Below are 16,686 nucleotides of genomic sequence, written 5' to 3'. Positions count from 1 at the left end.
TAGGCGGCACCTTTACATGCCTCCAGGTCATGCGAAAGCCTTGAGGCTTGAGTGCAACCTTGTGATCGGTGCTAGGGGAGTGGGTAAGTCCTTTTGGACAGCAGCGCTCCGCGCACCAGATCTGCGGCAAACACTTGGAAAATCCGTAAAAGAGCTACAAGCCACAGATGTTCATGTGGGTTTCGGGGTTGCGCCAGATATTGATGCATTTCCAGATATGGAGGTCTTTGCTCAGCTAATCGACAATGGCTATGAACCTTTTGAGATATGGAAGGGGGTGGTCGCGCGTTGGCTTTCTAAGCTTGAGCCAGTAACGATCCCAGCTGGAACATGGGAGCAAACAATCCATTGGGTCAGGGACAATCCCGAGTTATTAGCGAGGGTCGTTCAGGACACTAATAGCGCACTATCTAACAAGGGCCGGTTTGGCCTCATCTTATTCGATGCGCTTGATCGAACTAGTAATGACTGGGGGATGATGGATCGGATCGTAAAGGATCTGTTGAGAGTCGTTCTTTGGTTGAAGTCATACCCGCGCCTTCACGCTAAGGTCTTCCTGCGTGAGGATCAGTCTGATCGAACGATCACCGACTTCCCTGACGCATCGAAATTACTTGCCACAAAGGCAGAGCTGACTTGGGCATCACACGATCTGCACGGTTTGCTGTGGCAGACGCTTTGTAACTCTCCGGGAGACGACGGTGACAATCTACGAGCTCTATATGCCGCTGTGATTGGTGCCGCACCACGCTCGGAGAACAGCGTCTGGTTGATTGCCGAAGATGTCAAACGTGAAAGCACCAAGCAACGTGAATTATTTAACGCTCTTGCGGGGCCGTGGATGGGAAGAGATCGCCGCCGAGGTGTTCCCTATATCTGGTCGGTCAGTCACCTCGCTGACGGGCGGGGACGAACATCCCCTAGATCTTTCCTCGCTGCGATTCGTCAGGCAGCTGAAGACTCGCTGGAAACTTATCCAAGTTACGATCAGCCCCTTCATTTCGAAAGCATCAAACGCGGGGTTCAAAAAGCTTCTCAGATAAGAGTTCTTGAAATGGCTGAGGACTATCCTTGGGTGCCAAAAGTCATGGACCCGCTTCGTGGATTGACTGTTCCTTGCCAATTCGATTCTGTTGAAGAGCGGTGGAAATTGCATCTTCCTTTAGGTTTTTCGGACTTATCGGAACAACGACTTCCACCTCAGCATGCGGAACGGGGGTGGTCAGGCGTGCGCAGCGATTTGGAACGACTTGGGATTTTCGAGACGATGAAAGATGGACGGGTGAATTTACCTGACCTATATCGAGTTGGGTTTGGTCTAGGGAGGCGCGGCGGAGTGAAGCCGGTCAAGTGATCGTGTTAGTGCATGAAGTAAATGATTGCTTCTAACCGGTTGGGCATGGCATTGAGATTCGTTTAGAGGATCACATCACTGCGGATAGTGCGAATAGCCGTCTGACCTGTAACAAGTCGAATAGATTCTGTTAAACAGAGCTGTGCCGACGGCGGGAAGGCGGCAATGATGCAAGTACCTATTTAAGTGCCCTTTAACAATTCTGATCAAGGTTGTCTCTTATTATTAATGGTCTAGATGGTTCAGGTTCGATTCCTATCTCCGGCACCATCAAACCAATCGGTTAGCCGCCACCAAACTGGGAGAATGACGCCGTTCGGCTGGGCTTGGTTTTTTGCGGCACCGCAATTCTGCCGGCGTAGCGCCAGTCCCAGGGCGCGACTATAGATTCGGCGGGAAGCTGCCAGAGGCCTTTGCCCATATTTCTGGCCAGGGTCTCGGCATCCTTGAGCCGGTGATCCTTCAGCTGTTTGGTATAAGCCCAGGCTGCGCCTTGTGCGACTAAGGTGTAATTCACATCAACGCCGCCGACGTAAGCGCGCGCCAGCGTTCTGCCGTAACGATCTAATTCCTGCACATGCAGCACAACCTGCTTTTCCAACACCAGATCAGATAACGCCTGCTTGGCTTCGGCACCATAGGGCTGCTTTCTTTCCGGCGCGTCGATTTCTGCAAGGCGCACCCGCAGCCGCTTGTGCTCAGTGGTTAGGCAGCTAAAGGTGTCGCCTTCGCTGATGGCCACGGCTCGGCAGCTGAATTGATCAGCAAGTGCCAGGCCGGGCAGGCTGATAAGGAGCAATAGAGCGATGCGGATAGTCATCTGGTTGGAAGTACTCAGGCAAATGTATAACCGTCGATAGTAATGAATGCAGGCCAGACGAAGCGGGACGGGTATCGCGAAACAGTACGGCAGCTATACAAAGTGGGCGCCTGGGGTTGCTTGTGCTTTCCAGAGAGTCGAGTGATGATTGATCACTATTTGAGCGATTCAGCCGCTCGTGGAAGCGCCGCCTGGATCAATGCTCGAAACCGCAGGCGTGTTCCTGTTGCCATACATTCAGGTTCGTTTCGCGCCGATGGCGCAGAGGTTGTTATGACGATGTGCAGGTATGTGGTCAGTCTGCTGGGGGTGCTGCTGGTGACTCCGCTGTATGCCGAGCAACAAGCACCGCAGACGCTGCGGGTCATTCCGAAAACCTATATCAGCCCCGGTGCCAGCGGCAGTATCGGCAGTTCGCAGACCATCGAAAGTCATAACCTCTACGGCGGACAGCGCCTACCCGATGGCTTGCAGCGCCATGAGCAGCGCTACGGTAGCCAGTCGATAGAAAGTCGCGGGACGATCAAGCAAACGATTGAATACCCCAATGGTTACCGGGTGCAGCAGTATCCGGGGCAAAGCACTGAATACTTCGAGCGCAGCCGTTAGCTCAGGCCGCCATCACCAGACCCCAGCGCAGCGCCAGAAACGCCAGCAGGCCCAGCGGGCCGAACATCAGCGTTAGCACATAACAGGGCAGCAGTGCCCAGTGGCTGATGCCTGCAATGGCGCCTTCGTGGCGTATATACAACCCGACCATCAGATCGAATGCCAGGATATGAATCCAGGCTGCCAGCGCAGCTGTGGGTTGGCGTAGCAGTGAGAGCACCCCGCCCAGGCTGAAGAATCCGGGCCTGCCGCTTCCAGGCTCGGGACGTTGGCGCATCGCGACAAACAGCAACCAGCTATAGACGATTGCCAGCAGTACCACGCTGAGGCCCAGTACCAGTTCGTCGGTATAGGGCCAGAACGGCAGACAGACCAGCATCAGCCAGCCGCTCAGGGCGATCAGCGAGGTGAGTTTGAACAGTGGTTTTAGCGGGGCCATGGCGTGCTCACTGGGCAATGTGTGAGCTCAACCATAGCGGATACGGCGATTGTCGCCGCCTGGTATCAGCGGCTGAATACAATGCCATCAGCTGGCACGAGGGCCAGCTGATGGGCGTGGTTTACTGTTTCTTGCCCCACAGCTGTTGCAGGCGTTGGTCGCGGCCGCAGCCATTGCGGTAGTAGTTGTAGCGCAGCGGGTTACGTTGGTAGTAGTCCTGGTGATAGTCCTCGGCCGGGTAAAAGGTGCTGGCAGCGAGGATTTCCGTGACTACTGGAGCCGGCAAACGCCCGGACTTTTCCAGAGCATTCTTGGAGGCCTCGGCCAGTTGCTGTTCTTCTGCGTTGCTGTAGAAGATCGCGCTGCGGTATTGCGAGCCGCGGTCGCAGAATTGGGCGTTGGCGGTCACCGGGTCGATGGTTGGCCAGAAGGCTTCCAGCAACTTGGCGTAGCTGGTCTTGCTCGGATCGAAGCGCACCCGCACCGCTTCGATATGCCCGCTGCTGCCGGCCGAGACCTGCTCGTAGGTCGGGTTGTCGACATGCCCACCGATATAGCCGGAGGTGGTTTCAATCACTCCAGGGACTTTGTCGAAATCCGACTCGGTGCACCAGAAACAGCCGCCGGCAAAGATCGCCACGCCAGGGTTTTCCACTGCTGTCGTACTGACTTGTGGTTGTGGCGCCTGTGCGGCGGTAGGTTCACAGGCAGCCAGCAGACCGCCCAGAATGAGCATGCTGCTGGCCAGTAGATGACGGCGCCAGGTAGAGGTGATAGCAGTCATGTTCAGCTCCGCAGCTCAGGTAGGGCTTCGCCTTCGGGAATAAAACGCAAGGCTACGCCGTTGTTGCACCAGCGTTCGCCGCGCGGTTTCGGGCCGTCATCGAAGACATGGCCCTGATGCCCGCCGCAGCGTGCACAGTGGTATTCGGTGCGTGGGAAAAACAGCTTGAAGTCGCGCTTGGTGCCCATATGGCCAGCAATCGGCTGGGTAAAGCTGGGCCAGCCGGTGCCGCTTTCATATTTGTCCTGGCTGGCGAACAGCGGCAGATAGCAGGCGGCGCAGAGGTAGGTGCCGTCGCGTTTTTCCTTATTTAGCGGGCTGCTGCCAGGAGCTTCGGTGTCTTCGTCGAAGAGTACGGCATAGGCTTCGGGCGTCAGTAGTGCGCGCCAGTCATCATGGGGTTTATCCAGAGGCGTCACGCTGCTGGCAATGGCTTGCGCCAGGCTGAGCGGGGCGTGGCCGAATAGGGGTAGGGCTGGCAGCAGGGCCATCCCCTTGAGCAGGGAGCGTCTTTTCATAGCGGTGCTCTGTGTGAGGTGTGCCCAATAGACAGAGACAAAGCCGAGTTGTTACAGCCTTGCCTGCTACGCGCGAGAATTTTCCCGCGCAAGTTGTAAGCAAAGGTAAACCGCGCGGTCAGGTAATAGGCTGGGTGCTGTTTTTGTCGACGCTGTCATCAATAACGATACAGTCACGCCCGGCATTCTTGGCGCGATACAGGCGTTCATCGGCGCGCTGCAGCATGCTTTCCCAATGTTCGTCGCGGCGCAGGATGGCCCCACCGACCGACATGGTCACCGCTCCGCCAGGTCCACGCAGGTGCTGCGCCACTTGTTGCTGCAGGTGTTGCGCGGCCGCCAGCAGGCCAGCACGCTCGGTGTTGGGCAACAGCAGGAGGAACTCCTCGCCGCCGAAGCGGAACAGCCGGTCTTCCTTGCGCGAGGAGCTTTTGATCAGTTCGACAAAATCCACCAGCACCTGGTCGCCGGCCTGGTGGCCGTGGTTGTCGTTGATCCGTTTGAAATGATCCAGGTCCATTACCAGTACGCCATAGCTGTTGCCGTGGCGACGGTAAATAGAGGCGGCAATCTTCAGCTCTTCATTCATCGCCCGGCGATTGCGGGCGCCGGTCAGCGGGTCATGGATGGCCAGTTGTTGCAGTTGGTCGCGTTGGCTGCTGGTGCGGTAGGCAAATACGAAGCTGAGGATGCTGGCCATCATGCTGGTGACCAGGAATGAAACCATCTGGTAGTCGCTTTCAAACACCGCACCAGGGTTCAGCTGGCCGTAACCGACCAGGGTGGTGAGCACCAAAATAGTGGCCAGTAAGGCCTTGGCGGGCGACACCATAAAGAAGTTGAAAAGGATCAGCGGGTAGATCCAGAACAGGCCGTTGACCCCCAGGTTGATAGCGATCAGGGTTGCGCCGGCTGAGAAGATGGAGGCCAGGTAAATGCCGGGTTTAATCGTGTCGCCCGTACGCCAGGAATACAGCACGGCAAGCACGGTGGAGACGACAATCACGGTGTCGGCGGAGCCCACCAGGTAGTTACCGGTGGCTAGCCGGTAGGCGGCATAGGGGGTAATGCCAATCACGCCAAACAGGCCCATCAAGGTAATGATGGACAACTGGAAGTCGTTACGCAGACGCCTGAGCAACCGCGATATCCGCATAGGTAAAGGCCATTGTTGTCGTTGTTATGAGCTAAGCATGCAGAGCTTGCCCTGGCGATGGCAATAGTAAAATTGAGCAAAGTGCCAGTATGGGGTGCTATCTGCCGAATGGTGTTCGTATGATCCGGTACTACGGTTCCAGCCCTTGTGCCGTAAGGCCTGCGCAAGATGTACGGGAAAATGCCAGCAGGCTTTTGCTGCGCTGATAGCGGCTCAGGCGCTCAGCCAGCGGCTGAGGCAGGTCAGCGCAAGCTGCAAAGCCCAGGCGCAGATAGAAGTCGCTTAGCTGCGGGTGGCAGAACAGCCAGACCGGCGTGGCGCAATCAGCGAGCGCGGTTTCGATCAACTGGCGTGCTACGCCTTGCCCACGCCGCGTGCTGTCGACCAGCAGGCTGGTCAGCCAATGACCGTGGGCGAGGGTGTGCAGGCATAGCGCGGCGACGATTTCCTGATCTTCTGCCACCCATAGCTGTGCGCCGGCAGTGGCGCGCATGGCTGAGCGTTGGCTGCGGTAGAACTTGTCGGCAAGTGGTTTGAGCGGGGCGGGGAGTAGGCGGTAGTGCATAGCGGGTAGTTGTCATGCGGCTGATTGAATGTCTGAGCGCAAGCGCGATGCTTGCCTCAGACCGGTGGCTCAGACGTTGGCGGCGTGGCTGCCGAGCAGGGTTTTAGCACCTTGCTTGTCTTTCTTGTCCATGCGTTTTTCGCTGGCGGTTTTCAGCGGCTTTTTCTTCACTTGTTTCTTCGAATCCATACCTTTGCTCATGATCTTCACCTCTGACAATGTCGTGGTTGAACATTCTGGAGCGGGCCATCCCCTCGCGGTGAGCGAGGCTGGTGTTACGAGTCTACGCCCATGCTGGGCGAATAGCTGGGGAGTTATCCGGCCTGCGAGAGTGTCGCCTGGGTTCGACTGGTTAACAGTTCACCGGCAAACCCGGCGGCTGGCGGTGACAGTTTGATTGCGCCGCCGCATCATGGGCCACCTTGCGCCGCGTGCAGCCTGGCGGCTGTGCGCTTGTTGAACCCCTATGTCGAGACGGTGATGGAACAAGCACTGATTTACGCCGGCCACAGCGTGCCTGGACGGGTGCGTGGGCACAACGAAGATGCCTTGTTGTGCTGCCCGCAGCTGAGTCTCTGGGCAATTGCCGACGGCATGGGCGGCCACCAATGCGGCGAAGTGGCCAGCGCGCTGGCGCTGCAGACCCTGCAGGCGGCCTGCGCCGATGGCCAGGAATTAGTTGAAGCGGTGCATGCAGCCAATCGGGAGATTCTCGCTGTGGCGCGCGCCGATGAGCAGCGTGGCATGGGCACAACCCTGGTGGCGGTTCGCTTCGCTGGCGCCGCGTTCAGCATTGCCTGGGTCGGAGACAGCCGCGCCTATCGAGTGAGTGCCGGGCATATCGAGCGCCTGACCCACGACCACAGTTGGGTGCAAACGATGATCGATGCTGGGCAGATGAGCGCCGAGGCGGCGCGTAGCCATCCACAGCGCAATGTCATTTTGCAGTGCCTGGGCCGCGATGATCAGCCGTTGCAGGTGGGTTTGCAGCACGGCTCGCTAGGAGAACAGGAGTTGTTGCTGCTCTGCAGTGACGGCCTGACTGGCGAGTTGGAAGACGCGCAGATCCAGCAGCTGTGTAGCAGCGCCCAGACCCTCGATGAACTGGTGGACCAGTTGCTGGCGCAGGCCAACGCAATGGGTGGCAAGGATAATATCTCCTGTATCGTGCTCGGCCTTGATGCGGCTGCGCCCAGCGCCCCGGCCAAACCGCGCGGTTTGCTCAGCCGTCTGTTTACCTCTCGTAAGCCCTAATCTGCCGGTGCGCACTGACTCCCATGACTGAACAATTGCTCGAAATCCCCGGTTATCAAGTGCATGGGCGCCTGGGTAAAGGCGGCATGGCCGAGGTTTACCTGGCCACTCAGGCGTCGCTGCAGCGCAAGGTGGCGATCAAGGTGTTGCTGAGCGCGGATGATCAGGCGTTCAGCCAGCGCTTTCTCAAGGAAGGCCACATCGTGGCGTCCCTGCATCATCCCTCGATCATCACCATCTATGACATCGACCAACTGGCCGATGGTCGCCACTACTTGACCATGGAATTCGTCCCGGGTGGCGATCTGGCGCAGCACAAGGGGGAGGTGTTCGACCTGCCACGTGCCTTGAGTATCGTTCAGCAGGTGGCCAGCGGCCTGGCCGTGGTGCATGGCAAAGGCCTGGTACACCGCGATATCAAACCAGCCAACATTCTCTTCCGCAGCGATGGCACGGCGGTAATCACCGATTTTGGCGTAGCCAAGGAAGTCGAGCTGGACCATGACCTGACCCAGTTCGGCATCGCCGTCGGCAGCCCGTCCTACAGCAGCCCCGAGCAGGCGCAGTGCCAGGCGCTGGATGCGCGCAGTGATATCTACAGCCTCGGAGTGATCCTGCTGGAGATGCTCACCGGCAGTAATCCCTACCGAGCCACCAACTACCCCCAAACGGTGATGAACCACCTGCAGATGGACGTGCCGCAACTGCCGGCGCATTTGCAGAACTACCAGTGGTTGCTCGACCGCATGCTGGCGAAAGAGCCGGATGAGCGTTTTGCTGACTGCAAAGTGCTGCTGGCCAGCCTTGATGAGCTGACCCGCGATGACCCGGACAGCACGCGCATCGCCCCGGCGCTGAGCCTGGGCAAGTCGGCCAGAGGCAAAACTGCGCGCAGTACGCTGTGGGTCTGGCTGCTGGCGGGCATCGTGTTGCTGGCTGGGGCGGCCGGCGGTGGTTATTACCTGTATCAGCAGAAGCAGATCAGCGACTACCTGGCGCGCGCTGAACTGCGCCTGCAAAACGGCAGCCTGCTGGAGCCGCAGCAGGACAACGCCGATTACCTGTTCCGCCAGGTGCTGGCGCTCGATGCGGACAACCCAGCGGCTCTGGATGGCCTGGCGCGGGTGCTGCAGGCGCGGATCAATCAGTATCTGCAGCTGGCCGAACAGCGCCTGGCCGATCAGCAGTTGCTACTGCCTGAAGATGACAGCGCCACCCACTACTTCCGCCAGGTGCTGGCCTGGGAACCGGACAATCTGTTGGCTTTGGCCGGGATCAATCGGGTGGCGCAGCGCTATATCGAGCAAAGTGAGGACGCCTACAAGCGCCGCGAGTTTGCTCTGGCCTTGGCGCTGGTGCAGCAGGGCCTCGAAGTGGAGCCGGCCAACGAGCAGTTGTTGCAGTTGCTGGATGGTCACGAGCAACGTGTACGCCTGGCCCAAACACCTCGGCGCCGGCCGGCAGCGTCCGGACAGTCGGCACCGGTTAATCCGGTCAAGCGGCTGTGGAACAACCTATTTGATTAAGTCGTCATGCTGGCGTATTGCTACTTGGCTGATTGGCAGGCAGCATGCGCGCCTCGCTTATTACGCCGGCAGTTGATGCAGAGTTGTGGCGAGTTCCTGGTGGTTGGCTAACTGATTTTGCCGGAGTACGCAGATGCTCAGAATTCACTTCAGTGATAATCGTCAGGCGCCAATTTGGCTGGTCGACGAGCGATTCACCATCGGCCAGGACAGCCGCAACAGCCTGGTACTGGTGGACCCGAGCATCGCTCCGTTTCACGCGGAAATTCGCCAGGACCATGGCTTTTACTACCTGACCGATGTCGGCAGCCCGAACGGCTCCTTCGTCAATGACGAGCGGATCAATACGCGCTTTCAGCTACGTGCTGACGACCGTGTGCGCCTGGGCTCGGTAGAGCTGCTGCTGGTCGACCCGGCGCGCGGCAAAACCAAGGCCGAACAGGCCGCACGCTGGTATTTGCAGGTGATTCAGGGCGAGCACGAAGGTAAGAAATTCCATATCAATGGTTCCATGACCTTTGGCCGCTCGGTGAAGTGCGAGCTGTGCTTCAGCGATCAGGAATTGTCGCGCCGGCACTGTGAGTTCTACCTCAAGGATGACGTGCTGGAGGTCAAGGACCTGGCCTCAGCCAACGGTATGTTGGTCAATCAGCAGAAGGTCTCGACGGCGGTGTTGCAGCCTGGCGACCAGCTGAAGATGGGCTCGGTCAGCCTTCTGGTAATCGGCCCGAAAAGCACCGTGGCGCCGAGTGAGGATGAAGATGCCACGCTGTTTATGCGCGCCGTGGACCTGCCCAAACCACTCAAGCCGGCGGCTCCGTCCAGCTCGCCAAGCAGCCAGGCCAACCCGCTGCGCACAGCCGCGCAGGCCAATCCGATGCGCGCTGCGGCGGCGCCTGTCAGTGCACCAAGCAGCCTGAATAAACCTCTGCTGGCTCTGGCGTTGTTGATGGTGATTGGGCTGCTGGTGGCGGCTGCGGTGCTTGCGCTTTAGCCCGCACTGGTTGGGCAGGCAGCGTGCTGCTCGATTAGTGAATGGGCTGACTTGATACGACAGTGCCAGGTGACTGCTTTGGCGTTAGGCTACGCGTCTTTGCATTGCCATCTGTTGCCGGAGTTGCCGTGAAGCCATTGTTTCTATTGCTATCTGCCTGTTGCCTGGCGTGCCAACCGTTAAGCGCGTTGGCCTGGTCCAATCACTCGCTGGGTAGTCAGTTGGCGCTGCAGGCGCTGCCCGAACTGCAGCGTACGTTGAGTTACGAGCCGCTGGAGGCTTTTCTCGACGCTCAGGCCCCGGCCATCGAGCAGTTGCTGGATCAGCAGGAAGCCTTTGCCCGCGCACATTTTGCGGATTACCCGGCGCGTCCGGATGCCTTGCGCTTTAGCGCTGCGACAGTAACTGCGGATAACAGACGCCGCGCGTTTCTGCAGGCGCTACGGGTCAATCCGCAGATTCGCCTGGCCGGTTTCGTGCAGCAACTGCCGGGGCAGGCCGATGACGGTCGGCCGCGTCTGGCTGCCGAGCAGGTGCTGGTGTTTCGCAAAATCGGCCCCTGGAGTCACTGGCGTTATCTGGCCTTGCAGCCAGGTGAGGCGGTGAGTGCTGTGCAGGTACTCAGCAGTGCGGCCGATGAACCGGATTATGGTCACGACATCAACCTGTTCAGCGACAACCCAGGCGACGTCGGCGGGCAGTACAACTTTGGTGTGCAACCCTTTGGTGATGCGCGCTTCGAGTATTCCTCTCAAGCGCCATTTCATATCGGCTATTACCACGAGCCAGAACTGGTGTTGCAGGCCGCGCCCTATCTGCGCCGCACCCTGCCGCATTGGCGCATCTACCAGTACACCGGCTTGGCTCGGTTGGCTCTGGAAAGTGGGCATGATTACTGGGGCTACCGTTTTCTTGGCTGGGCACTGCACTACATGCAGGACCTGACCCAGCCCTACCACGCCAAGACCGTGCCGGGCTTTGCCACGGCTGAGCTGATGCTGATCGCGCTCAAAGGCGCCGCTGGTTATCCCGAAGATCGCCTGGCGGCGATTGCCCGTGTTGCGGATCGGCACACGGCCATCGAGGAGTATCAGCTTGAGCGCATGCAGCAACTGATGGACGAGCAGACGCCGTCACCCCTGCTACAGGCCTATACGCAGAACCCGCAAGGCAGCTATCCGGCTTATTCGGTGGACTACGCGCAGCAGGTGGTGGCGGCCGAATCCTATGCCAGTGCCGATGCCTTGGATGAGTTGATCGGCCAGTGGCTGGCACGCAAGCCTTCCGCAGCGCCAGGGTTTAGCGGTGGTAATCAGCTGGCTCAGGTGCAAGCTGACCCGTTACTGGAGCAGTTGCTGGTGGAGTTGTTCAAGCGCTTCGGCGCACACAGTCGTAACCTTGTGCAAACCACCCTGGCGCAGCCAGCGCCTAGCGTACCGGTGGTGCAGTGAACCACAACTCGCGCCGCTGCAAAGGCGTGGCGCTGGGCAGCAGCGGGTTATGCAACTCGATCAGCTGGCGCTGATCGAGTTGCGCACGCTGCAGGCTGGCGGCGAAGTGCTGTTGGAACAGGCGCTCGAATGAACCATCGGCAATCGCCTTCTCCATGCCTGTGCGCACGGTTTCTGCTAGTTCCGGGCGTTTGCGCGAGAAGAAGAAATACATCGCCGTGGGGTAGTGCAGCAGTACATGCGGATCAACGATCAGTTGTCTTGCGCGCGGGTGTTCCAGTTCGTCCCAGATTTCGATCACCGAACGCGGGAAATAGTCGAAGCGCTGCGCCTGCAGCATGTGAAACAGACTGCCGTAATTGGATGAAACCTTGATCGGCAAACCATGGCTGCGAAGGATTGCGCTGTCAGGCCAGTCATGGCCTTGGCCTGCGGAGAACTGGCGCAGGTCATCAAGGTTGCGTACATCCTTGAGCAGCTGCGCACGGCTTTTGGGCAGCAGGGCAATGCGCCAGCCGAACAGGCCCTTGTCCAGTGGAATACGCACCGGCAGCAGGCGCTGTTCGCGCTCGATGCTGGTCATGCTCCAGGCCACGTCAAGGCGGTCGTTGTGCTCCAGATTAACCAGCGCGCGTTCCTGCTCCATGCTGTAGTGCGAAGGCTCAAGACGCAGCGGGCTGCCGGCTTTATCCAGTGCCAGTTGCAGCTGCGCCAGGGCATAGATGGAGCGAAATTCATCGCCATCGGCCCTGCGCGGGTAGCGCAGGGTGCCGCTGTCATCGGCTTGAAGATGGGGTAGCAGGCTGGCCAGCAGCAGGCCGCAAAGCCAGCGCCAGGCCACCTGCGAAAGCGTGCGGGGCATTTCGGTTAGAGTCCTTTCAATCGCGGCCGGACGTTATGTTGCCGGGCTGTGCGGCGCGCATTATGCCAGCCTGGAGCGCCGCCGTTATGCCGTAGGTCGCATGCCCTGAAGTCAGGCTACGTGCTGCTGCGTAAAAACTGTCCGTAGCCGCGTACATGCCCCAGTTCGCTGGCGAACTCGCCCTGCTGAAAGGCGATGCGCCCGTTGATTAGCACGGCGTCCACCGCTGCACCGCGGTTGACCATGCGCTGCAGGCCGCCAAAGGCCTCCATGGGAGCCTCTTGATAACTGGCCAGGGATTCATCCAGTGCGCTTGGGTTGATGATCACCAGATCGGCCCGAGCGCCTTCGTAAAGCCTGCCGGCATCGATATCGAACCATTCACCCAGCTCGCCTGTCAGGCGCCAGATCGCGGTTTCAATCGGCATTACCGGTTGGCCGCGTAACTCGGCGTCGCGCACCAGTTTGAGCAAGCGCACACCGAAGTTGTAGAAGGCCATATTGCGGATATGTGCGCCGGAATCGGCAAAGCCGATCAGGGTGCTGGGCTCGCACACCAGTTTCTCCACCACCTCGGGGCGATGGTTGGCGATCAGGGTGCGCCAGCGCAGGCGCGGGCCGTGGGCCACCAGCAGGTCGAGAAACAGATCGGCGGGGTGTTCGTCGCGCGCTTTGGCCAGTTCGCCGACGCTTTTGCCGACCACGCTGGCGTCCGGGCAATCAACAATCCAGGCATCGTCGAAGTCGCGGTGCCATACCCGTGGGCCGAATTTCTTCTCCACGTCCTGGCGAAAGCGCAGGCGGTAGGCCGGGTCCTGGAACAGTTGACTGCGCATGTCGTGGTTGGCCAGGTGCAGGGCGGCTTGGCCAGCGGGAAACTCCTCGAAAACTACAAACTCCATGCCGTCGGCATAGGTTTCAAACGGCACCGGTAGGGTTTGCCAACGGAAGTCGGCATGGGTAAGGCGATTGATCCAGCGGGTCAGTGGGCCAAGTACCGGGGCGAGCCACGGGTCGGCTTTGACATCCATCAGGGTGATCAGGGTGGTCTTCAGCGGCTTGCGCCACCAACCGCCGATGCTGTCCCAGAGAAAGGCCAGCACGTTGAGTTTGGTCACCAGGTTCGGCGCGCCCTGATGGATGCGTTCGCGCCGGCGCAGGATCTTGTTCAGCCGCGCGTACTCGGCCCAGGGTGCATACACCGACGGCAGAGATTTCGAGCGCTGGCGGTCGCCATCGAGCTTGTCCCAAGGGTTGGTCATGCTCGACAGGCCGAGCAAACCGGCGTCCAACGCTTCTCCCAGCAGGCGTTCCATCTGCTGTAATTCACCCTCGGTGGGGCGTACGTTGGCGTCTACGGCGCGTTCCAGGCCAAGCACGGCAACGCGTAAATCAGAGTGGCCGAGGAAGGAGCAGATGTTCGGCCCCAGTGGATGCTGATCGAGAAAGGCGGCGAATTCGCTGGCGCTGTTCCAGGTCTTGCGCGCCTGCAGCAGCGGTAGCACATGTTCACGCGGCACCGATTCGACGCGGGTGAACAGGTCCGAGCAATCCTCGGGGCTGGACAACACCATGCTGATCGAGCAACTGCCGATCATCACGGTGGTCACACCATGGCGCACCGATTCCTTGAGCGCAGGGGCGGCCACCAGTTCGGCGTCGTAATGGGTGTGCATGTCGATAAAACCGGGTGTCACCCAGCGGTTTTGTGCATCAATCACCTGGCCGCAGCCATTTTCATCCAGGGCGCTGGCGCTGATGCAGGCCAGCTTTCCGTCACGGATGCCAAGGTGACGCACGACGCCGGGCGCGCCGCTGCCATCGAAAAACAGCGCGTTTTTGATCAGCACATCGAACATCGGCAAGCTCCTTGGCGAGTGATTCTGACTCGTCGAGCTTAGTCTGCCGTACGCCGTTGTTGTGAGGGTGTAAGTGAACAACCCTCGGTCAATTCGGCCACCTCGCCAAGCTGCTCAAGCGTTAAGGCGACGGCGTTCGGCGCTGATTTCCGGCATATCGGTACGCCGCATATAGGCCCGCAGCGGTTCGCTGATCGCAAGGCGGTCATCGATGTTCTGTTCCAGCAGCAGTTGCAGGCGCGCGCGGTCGAGGCTCATCAGATCGCCGTCAAAGGCACGCCAGACGAATTCGCAGGTAGGCGTGATGCTCTGTTCGAGCACGTCGAGGCCAAAAGAGTCTTCGGAAAAACGCACGATATAGCGCCCGGTCTTGGCATTGAAACCGACAAAACCCTGTAGTTGGTCGGCAGCCGCGCAGATGCTGGCAGAGGTGATGCTCATGGGACCCTCGTCGATGGCAATGGATGTCATCGGCATAGGCTAAAGCGCTATGAGCAGTGCATCTTGCGATGGATCAATAAGTGGGCGGATGGGCTGTTGGGCACCACGACCATTGCGGTCGTGATGCCTGGTGCGGTGTGGCTAGATCAACTTCTGCCGTGCGGCTTCTTCCAGGCTGCTCTGGGTCAGCTGGTTGAGGATGGGGTCAATCGACTCGTTGAAGGGCACCGCCACGATCAGCAGCAGTTGCATCCAGGTGGTGATGGTTTCGCGTTTCTCGATGCGCCCGAGCACCTTGCCGTCACCATCCTTGAAGGTGGTTTCCATGCTCAGTTCATTGCTGAACTTGCCCGGTATTACAAACAGGGTGAAGCCGGTGATAAAGGCGCTGGCCAGGCTGCCGCGCTCATGGTTGCTGACGCGTACGCTGATATAAATGTCGGCTTTCTGCTTGGCCGTGGTGACGTTGCTGAAACGCTTGCTGTCCTGGTACTGGGTAACGACCAGCTTTTCCAGATTGGCCTGGTTGAAGCCCCCTGCGCGAGTCTGATCATTGAACAGGTATTGGCTATCAACTTTGACGTAGGCCGACTGTGTAGGTTGCTCACTGGCGGTCAGCGGCCACTGTTCAACCTGGGCCAGGTCGTGGTGCGAGTAGGACAGACAGCCCGTTAGCGAAAGTAGGGCAGCGGCGAGTAGGGCGGTAAAGATGGCTTTCATGCGTGACATCCTTGTTAGGGGCGAGCGAGTTGACGGGTGCTGTCCTGCAGCAGTTGTTCAACCAGTTGGTTCAGCTGATCTGAACCGAGCGACATGTTGAAATAGTCGTTGTCCCAGAGGCCCGTGTTCTGGTCGAGCTTGACCTGCTGACGGCTGCTGGCGAGCAGCTTGCCCTGGACGTCGGTGATCGACAGTTCGCCGGCCAGGTCGTATTTGTCGACATAGATGGGGCCGTTGACCCAGATCCACATGGTCAGTGTCAGCAGGGCCCCGGGGAAATAGGCTGGATGCGGTGTGCGCTTGCCTTTGAGCGAAGTCAGGTTGAGTTTGAGCAGCAGATCCTGTTCGCCGAGGGTGGCGGGGAAGCTGATCACCTTGGCGAAGTACTCTCCCCGCGCGATGCGGTTACTCAGTTGTTCGGTGAACTGGCTGCTCAGGGTTTTGCGCAGGTTGTCGTTGATTTTGTTGTCGGCGATCTGTACGTCATCGACCATCACGGCGAGGGGCTGGGTGTAATTGGCGGGCTGCTTGGGGTCGCCAATCGGGCCGGCTGGGGTGAAGGATACGCAGCCGGTCAGGCTAAGGCTGAACAGCGCGGCTACAAGGTAATGCAGAGTTTTCATGGCTCATCCTTGATTGGGTGTTGCACGGCGATAGGCTACGCCAGGCAGCACATGGTTGCTGCCTGGCGTAGCGGGAAAGCGGGGGAGGGACTAACGGGTGCTGGAGAAGGCGCTGATCTTGCCAAACGGTGAGCTCTGCATATCAACCTTGACCGCCATCAGCGGCGAATTATTGACCCATACGTCGTCGATCACGATGGTCTGACCGAGGTCGTCGTTGTCCGCGGCTACCAGCAGGTAGTAGGTGCCGTCTTCGGTGGCTTCACCATCCCAGCTCAGGCTGAGCTGCCCAATCACGGCTTCGGCATGCGAGGGCTTGTCGGCAATCACTGCACCGTAGGCGTCCAGCAGCATGGCGCGGGGCTTCAGCGCGTATTTGCTGACGCCCATGCACGGCTCGTTGCACAGTGAATGCACATTGAGGGTGTAGCGCTCGCCTTTTTTCAGCTGCAGGGAAAAGATCCGGTAGTTGGAAATCGAACTGCCGAAATCCAGGCGCGGCTCATCTGCACTGATCGGCCATTGTGGGGCCAGCAGACCAGGGTTGAGTGGCAGCGGGATGGCCTGGGTGTTGTGGATGGCCTCAAGGGCGCTCTTGGCCATCGGGCTGTTGCCCGCCTTGACCTCTTGCTGGTAGGTCGTCTGCGGGTTGCTGGCGCAGGCGCCGAGCAGCAGGCAGGCGGCCAGAATCAGAAACTTGTGCACGGTGAA

At 59.3% G+C, this 16,686-nt stretch carries 19 protein-coding genes; 6 read left to right on the top strand and 13 right to left on the bottom strand.

Annotated features, from left to right (window positions below; translation table 11 throughout):
* Positions 1 to 79 precede the first annotated feature (79 nt).
* Positions 80 to 1,354 carry a hypothetical protein gene (locus ACIGEK_RS17700; protein ID WP_397494582.1) on the top strand — a complete coding sequence of 425 codons (1,275 nt, stop codon included), beginning with the start codon at positions 80 to 82 and terminating at the stop codon, positions 1,352 to 1,354.
* Positions 1,355 to 1,637: 283 nt separating this feature from the next.
* Here ACIGEK_RS17700 and ACIGEK_RS17695 read toward each other — a convergent pair whose 3' ends face one another.
* Positions 1,638 to 2,096: a thermonuclease family protein gene (locus ACIGEK_RS17695; RefSeq protein ID WP_397494581.1), complete on the bottom strand. Its 459-nt coding sequence runs from the start codon at positions 2,094 to 2,096 to the stop codon at positions 1,638 to 1,640.
* 351 nt (positions 2,097 to 2,447) lie between these two features.
* Between ACIGEK_RS17695 and ACIGEK_RS17690 the strand changes: the two genes are divergently transcribed.
* On the top strand, positions 2,448 to 2,783 hold the full coding sequence (locus ACIGEK_RS17690; RefSeq protein ID WP_397494580.1) for a hypothetical protein: 336 nt from the start codon (positions 2,448 to 2,450) through the stop codon (positions 2,781 to 2,783).
* 1 nt (position 2,784) lies between these two features.
* On the opposite strand, the gene ACIGEK_RS17685 is transcribed toward ACIGEK_RS17690, so the two are convergent.
* The 6 genes from ACIGEK_RS17685 to ACIGEK_RS17660 all read right to left on the bottom strand — a co-directional run bounded on the left by ACIGEK_RS17685 (position 2,785) and on the right by ACIGEK_RS17660 (position 6,446).
* Entirely contained in the window at positions 2,785 to 3,222 is a 438-nt protein-coding gene (locus ACIGEK_RS17685) for an ABA4-like family protein (protein ID WP_397494579.1), read from the bottom strand.
* A gap of 121 nt (positions 3,223 to 3,343) precedes the next feature.
* Positions 3,344 to 4,006: a peptide-methionine (S)-S-oxide reductase MsrA gene (msrA, locus tag ACIGEK_RS17680; protein ID WP_397494578.1), complete on the bottom strand. Its 663-nt coding sequence runs from the start codon at positions 4,004 to 4,006 to the stop codon at positions 3,344 to 3,346.
* 2 nt (positions 4,007 to 4,008) lie between these two features.
* Positions 4,009 to 4,524 carry a peptide-methionine (R)-S-oxide reductase MsrB gene (msrB, locus tag ACIGEK_RS17675; protein WP_397494577.1) on the bottom strand — a complete coding sequence of 172 codons (516 nt, stop codon included), beginning with the start codon at positions 4,522 to 4,524 and terminating at the stop codon, positions 4,009 to 4,011.
* Positions 4,525 to 4,642: 118 nt separating this feature from the next.
* Positions 4,643 to 5,680, bottom strand: coding sequence for a GGDEF domain-containing protein (locus tag ACIGEK_RS17670; protein WP_397494576.1), 1,038 nt, complete (start codon positions 5,678 to 5,680; stop codon positions 4,643 to 4,645).
* Between the two features lie 130 nt (positions 5,681 to 5,810).
* A complete protein-coding gene (locus ACIGEK_RS17665) occupies positions 5,811 to 6,245 on the bottom strand; it encodes a GNAT family N-acetyltransferase (protein ID WP_397494575.1) in 435 nt (144 codons plus the stop codon).
* 69 nt (positions 6,246 to 6,314) lie between these two features.
* Positions 6,315 to 6,446 (bottom strand): hypothetical protein, encoded by a 132-nt coding sequence (locus tag ACIGEK_RS17660; protein ID WP_397494645.1) that lies wholly within the window; start codon positions 6,444 to 6,446, stop codon positions 6,315 to 6,317.
* 279 nt (positions 6,447 to 6,725) lie between these two features.
* Here ACIGEK_RS17660 and ACIGEK_RS17655 point away from each other — a divergent pair, with 279 nt between their 5' ends.
* From ACIGEK_RS17655 to ACIGEK_RS17640, 4 genes are all read left to right on the top strand, one after another.
* Positions 6,726 to 7,499 carry a PP2C family protein-serine/threonine phosphatase gene (locus ACIGEK_RS17655; RefSeq protein ID WP_397494642.1) on the top strand — a complete coding sequence of 258 codons (774 nt, stop codon included), beginning with the start codon at positions 6,726 to 6,728 and terminating at the stop codon, positions 7,497 to 7,499.
* 23 nt (positions 7,500 to 7,522) lie between these two features.
* A complete protein-coding gene (locus tag ACIGEK_RS17650; RefSeq protein ID WP_397494574.1) occupies positions 7,523 to 9,025 on the top strand; it encodes a protein kinase in 1,503 nt (500 codons plus the stop codon).
* Positions 9,026 to 9,158: 133 nt separating this feature from the next.
* Positions 9,159 to 10,019: an FHA domain-containing protein gene (locus ACIGEK_RS17645; RefSeq protein ID WP_397494573.1), complete on the top strand. Its 861-nt coding sequence runs from the start codon at positions 9,159 to 9,161 to the stop codon at positions 10,017 to 10,019.
* Between the two features lie 128 nt (positions 10,020 to 10,147).
* A complete protein-coding gene (locus tag ACIGEK_RS17640) occupies positions 10,148 to 11,470 on the top strand; it encodes a phospholipase (RefSeq protein WP_397494572.1) in 1,323 nt (440 codons plus the stop codon).
* On the opposite strand, the gene ACIGEK_RS17635 is transcribed toward ACIGEK_RS17640, so the two are convergent.
* From ACIGEK_RS17635 to ACIGEK_RS17610, 6 genes are all read right to left on the bottom strand, one after another.
* Positions 11,448 to 12,332, bottom strand: coding sequence for a hypothetical protein (locus ACIGEK_RS17635; RefSeq protein ID WP_397494571.1), 885 nt, complete (start codon positions 12,330 to 12,332; stop codon positions 11,448 to 11,450). The two genes, ACIGEK_RS17640 and ACIGEK_RS17635, sit on opposite strands and share 23 nt — an antisense overlap.
* Positions 12,333 to 12,448: 116 nt before the next feature.
* Positions 12,449 to 14,191, bottom strand: a complete 1,743-nt coding sequence (locus ACIGEK_RS17630; protein ID WP_397494570.1) for an amidohydrolase family protein — start codon at positions 14,189 to 14,191, stop codon at positions 12,449 to 12,451.
* A 114-nt stretch (positions 14,192 to 14,305) separates the two neighbouring features.
* Complete coding sequence (locus tag ACIGEK_RS17625) at positions 14,306 to 14,632, bottom strand: DUF2025 family protein (RefSeq protein ID WP_397494569.1); 327 nt, start codon at positions 14,630 to 14,632, stop codon at positions 14,306 to 14,308.
* A gap of 141 nt (positions 14,633 to 14,773) precedes the next feature.
* Positions 14,774 to 15,352, bottom strand: coding sequence for a hypothetical protein (locus ACIGEK_RS17620; RefSeq protein WP_397494568.1), 579 nt, complete (start codon positions 15,350 to 15,352; stop codon positions 14,774 to 14,776).
* Positions 15,353 to 15,366: 14 nt separating this feature from the next.
* Positions 15,367 to 15,975 carry a hypothetical protein gene (locus tag ACIGEK_RS17615; protein ID WP_397494567.1) on the bottom strand — a complete coding sequence of 203 codons (609 nt, stop codon included), beginning with the start codon at positions 15,973 to 15,975 and terminating at the stop codon, positions 15,367 to 15,369.
* A 90-nt stretch (positions 15,976 to 16,065) separates the two neighbouring features.
* A complete protein-coding gene (locus ACIGEK_RS17610) occupies positions 16,066 to 16,680 on the bottom strand; it encodes a hypothetical protein (protein WP_397494566.1) in 615 nt (204 codons plus the stop codon).
* Positions 16,681 to 16,686 lie beyond the last annotated feature (6 nt).

The sequence above is a fragment of the Pseudomonas sp. NPDC079086 genome (genome assembly GCF_044542155.1).
Classification (GTDB): domain Bacteria; phylum Pseudomonadota; class Gammaproteobacteria; order Pseudomonadales; family Pseudomonadaceae; genus Aquipseudomonas.
The sequence above is the reverse complement of the archived record's forward strand: the minus strand, read 5'-3'. Positions and strand labels throughout refer to the sequence as shown.